The sequence below is a fragment of the Rhizobium sp. P1_E1 genome (assembly GCF_056406015.1).
The window spans coordinates 1-3,833 of the sequence record NZ_JBFUAY010000324.1 but is presented as its reverse complement, the minus strand read 5'-3'; the positions used below and the strand labels follow the sequence as shown (position 1 = coordinate 3,833).

4 protein-coding genes are annotated in these 3,833 nt (G+C 62.0%); all 4 read left to right on the top strand.

All coding sequences use genetic code 11. The annotated features are described in order from the left end of the window. Positions 1–341: DUF4082 domain-containing protein (locus AC1D1Z_RS34940; RefSeq protein ID WP_477853359.1), on the top strand; the 341-nt coding region annotated here is incomplete at its 5' end. Between the two features lie 22 nt (positions 342–363). After that, the gene (locus AC1D1Z_RS34935; protein WP_131647705.1) at positions 364–1,584 is read left to right on the top strand and encodes a GTP-binding protein; all 1,221 of its coding nucleotides are present in this window, start codon (positions 364–366) and stop codon (positions 1,582–1,584) included. 66 nt (positions 1,585–1,650) lie between these two features. Beyond that, positions 1,651–1,959, top strand: a complete 309-nt coding sequence (locus AC1D1Z_RS34930) for a hypothetical protein (protein ID WP_018246620.1) — start codon at positions 1,651–1,653, stop codon at positions 1,957–1,959. 43 nt (positions 1,960–2,002) lie between these two features. Further along, on the top strand, positions 2,003–3,833 hold a 1,831-nt coding region (locus AC1D1Z_RS34925; RefSeq protein ID WP_477853356.1), incomplete at its 3' end, for a peptidase domain-containing ABC transporter.

Here is a 3,833-nt window from a genome sequence, read left to right as displayed (position 1 = left end):
ATACAGGCCCGCACAACGGCTATCTCTGGACCGCCTCGGGCACATTGCTCGGCAGCGTCAGCTTCAGCAACGAAACGGCAAGCGGCTGGCAGACCGCGACGCTCACCCAGCAGGTGGAGGTCGCCGCGGATACGACCTATGTCGTTTCCTACAGCACCAACGGCAATTATTCGGCGACTGGCAATTACTTCAGCGCCGATGTGACGAACGGCGACTTGAGGGCGCTCAGCGGCAACAACGGCGTCTATGCCTATGGCTCGGGCGGCTTGTTCCCAAGCGCCAGCTACAACAGCACAAACTACTATGTGGACGTAGCATTCAGACCGCAGCTCGCGGCGTAGAAGAAGCGAACGGGGAGTATCGATGACGAGCGCAGACAACAGACTTCCGGTCACGGTCCTTGCCGGCTTTCTCGGCGCCGGCAAGACGACGATCCTTAACCACGTCCTGCGCAATCGCGAGGGGCGTCGGGTCGCCGTCATCGTCAACGACATGAGCGAGGTGAATATCGATGCCGATCTCGTCCGCGACGGGGGAGCGAACCTGTCGCGGACGGACGAGACGCTGGTGGAGCTCACCAATGGCTGCATCTGCTGCACATTGCGCGACGACCTGCTGAGCGAAGTGCGCCGCCTCGCCGCCGCCGGCCGTTTCGATTATCTGCTGATCGAGGGCACCGGCATTGCCGAACCGTTGCCGGTCGCAGCGACCTTCTCCTTCCGCGACGAGAGCGGGGCAGCCCTCTGCGACGTCGCGCGGCTCGACACGATGGTTTCCGTCGTCGATGCGGTCAATCTTCTGGCCGATTATGCGAGCGCGGAGTTCCTGAGGGATCGCGGCGAGAGCCGGGACGGAGACGACGAGCGCAAGCTGGTGGAACTGCTCGTCGAGCAGATCGAATTTGCCGATGTCGTGATCATCAACAAGGCGCAGGATGTGCCGCCTGCAGCGCTTGCCGAGGTTCGCCGCGTCGTTGCCGCGCTCAACCCCGATGCCCGCGTCATCGAGACCGGCTTCGGCCAGCTGAAGCTCGACGCCATCCTGAATACCGGCCTTTTCAGCGAAGCGAGAGCTGCCCGTCATCCGCTGTGGCACAAGGAACTCTTCGGTTGGGGCGACCATGTGCCGGAGACGGAGGAATACGGTATTTCGAGCTTCGTCTATCGCAGCCGCCGGCCGTTCGATCCCTCCAGGCTGCGGGATTTTCTCGACAGGAAATGGCCGGGCCTCATCCGCGCGAAGGGCCATTTCTGGCTGGCGACAAGGCCCGACGAGATCGGCCTGCTATCGATTGCCGGCACGCAGTGCCGCATCGACAGCAAGGGCTTCTGGTGGGCGTCCGTGCCGAAGGCGCAATGGCCGCATTATCCGCAGTTCCGCCAGCTCATCGAACGGCATTGGGACGAGGTCTGGGGCGACCGCCGCCAGGAACTCGTTTTCATCGGCGCCGGCTTCGACGAAGACGCAATCCGCACCGCACTCGACGACTGCCTGACCGGTGAGGACACGGGCTTCGATCCGCAGAACGCTGCCGGGCTTCGGGACCCGTTTCCGGCCTGGCAGCACGCACAATCACATCGGTAGAGCATCCTAGTGGACGTAAGACGCCCAAGGTGAAGACGTTTTGATTATCAACCAGAGGAGAGAACAATGAGCAACGAACTCTATGCAGATGGCATCGGCGAAATCACCATCACGGGTACGATCGTGCGCATCGACCTGATGTCGCTCTCGGCCACCGATCGTGATGCCAACAACAATCCGAAGCCAGTATTCCGCCAGCGCATCATCATGCCGGTCGATGCCTTCGCCAATGCGGTCGATCTCATGCAGAAGGCGCTTGGCGGGTTGGTCGAGGCGGGCGCGGTCCGTCGTATCGGTGATACGTCAACTGCGGCGGCTGCCGATATCCAGTCGGTGCAGGCAGGCGCTTCGAACGCCTCGCCGAACTTCAACTGATAAAACAAATATTGCCTCAGTCTCGTATTGTTTCGGGTGGGCCATGAGTGGTTTTCTGCATACCAACCTGCACTGTCTTGCATTGGTCGCGCGTCATCACGGCGTCGATCTTGCTCCTGAACGATTGCAGCACGATTATGCCGTCGGCAACGATCCTGTTGCCTTGCGGCAGCTGCTGCGCATGGCCAAGGATGCTGGCCTCAGGGCAAAGCATCTGACGCTCGACTGGCGATCCCTGTTCCAACTTGGCGAGGCATTCCCGGTGCTCGCTGAGCTGACGAACGGCAACTGGGTGGTCATCGCCGGCGCTGTCGGGAGCGGGGAGGATGAGAGAATCCGCGTTCTCGACCCGCTGGCATCACGCGCCGAAGTGATGATGCTCAGCGAAGAGCAGTTCGCCAAGGCMTGGCTCGGATCGGTGATCCTGGTGAAGCGCAACTATCGCATGTCCGATGAGGATCGACCCTTCGGCTTCCGCTGGTTCGTACCCGAGATCATCAAGCAGCGCAGCTTCTTCCGCGATGTCGCGCTCGCCGCCTTCGTGCTCTACGGGCTTGGGCTGACGACGCCGATCTTCTTTCAGCTCGTTATCGACAAGGTGCTGGTGCATCAGAGCTATGCGACGCTGACGGTTCTCACGGCGGGCATTGCGATCGCGCTCGTCTTCGACGCGACCTTTACTTTCCTGCGCCGCTATCTGCTGCTCTATGCGACGAACAGGATCGACATCCGCGTCGCGACCCGCACCTTCGGCCATCTGCTCAACCTGCCGATCGCGCTCTTCGAACAGGCCTCGGCCGGCGTTCTCGTCAAGCATATGCAGCAGACAGGGCGCATCCGTGAATTCCTGACCGGCCGGCTGTTTCTCACACTGTTGGACGGCGTTTCGCTCCTGGTCTTCGTGCCGATCCTGCTTCTCTATAGTGTCAAATTGACGCTTGTAGTGCTCGGTTTCGCAGCCCTCGTGGGCCTCGTGGTGATGATGCTCGTCGGGCCGTTCCAGCGCCGGTTGCAGGCGCTCTACCAGGCCGAAGGCGACCGGCAGGCATTGCTGGTGGAAACCGTACACGGCATGCGCACCGTCAAATCGCTGGCGCTGGAGCCGCGCCAGCGCAAGGTGTGGGACGATTATTCGGCCCAGTCGATCTCCGTGCGTTTCCGGGTCGACAAGATCTCGACCATCGCCCAGGCGATGACCGGACTGCTGGAGAAACTGATGAGCGTCGCGATCATCGGCCTCGGCGCGCTCGATGTCTTCAGCGGCGCGATGACGATTGGCGCGCTGGTCGCTTTCAACATGCTTGCCGGCAGGGTCTCGGGACCACTGGTACAGATCGTCACCATGGTGCACGAATATCAGGAAGTCGCGCTCTCCGTGCGCATGCTCGGCGAGATCATGAACCAGCGGCCGGAGCAGGCGGGCCGCGGGCGAGGTGTACGGCCGCATCTGCAGGGCCGTATCGAATTCGACAGGGTCACCTTCCGCTACGGCCCGGAYAGCGCGCCGGCGCTCGACAATGTCTCCTTCGCCATTCCGGCGGGCTGCTTGTTCGGGGTGGTCGGCAAGAGCGGCTCGGGCAAGACGACGATCACAAGGCTCATCCAGGGCCTCTATCAGAGCCAGGAAGGCCTCGTGCGCATGGATGGCTATGACAGCCGCGAGATCGACCTCGTGCATCTGAGAACGAGCATCGGCGTCGTGCTGCAGGATAGTTTCCTGTTTCGCGGCTCGGTGCGCGAGAATATTGCCGCCGCCAAGCCCGATGCCAGCATCGAGGAGATCATGGAAGTCGCCCGCATCGCCGGCGCCGAGGAGTTCATCGAGCGCCTGCCGCGCGGCTTTGACACGATGCTGGAGGAAAACGCCTCCAACC

What these genes read in the sequence shown, in the direction of transcription:
- AC1D1Z_RS34935 (WP_131647705.1), top strand. Translation starts at nt 364, where the DNA reads ATGACGAGCGCAGACAACAGACTTCCGGTCACGGTCCTTGCCGGCTTT.
- AC1D1Z_RS34930 (WP_018246620.1), top strand. Translation starts at nt 1,651, where the DNA reads ATGAGCAACGAACTCTATGCAGATGGCATCGGCGAAATCACCATCACG.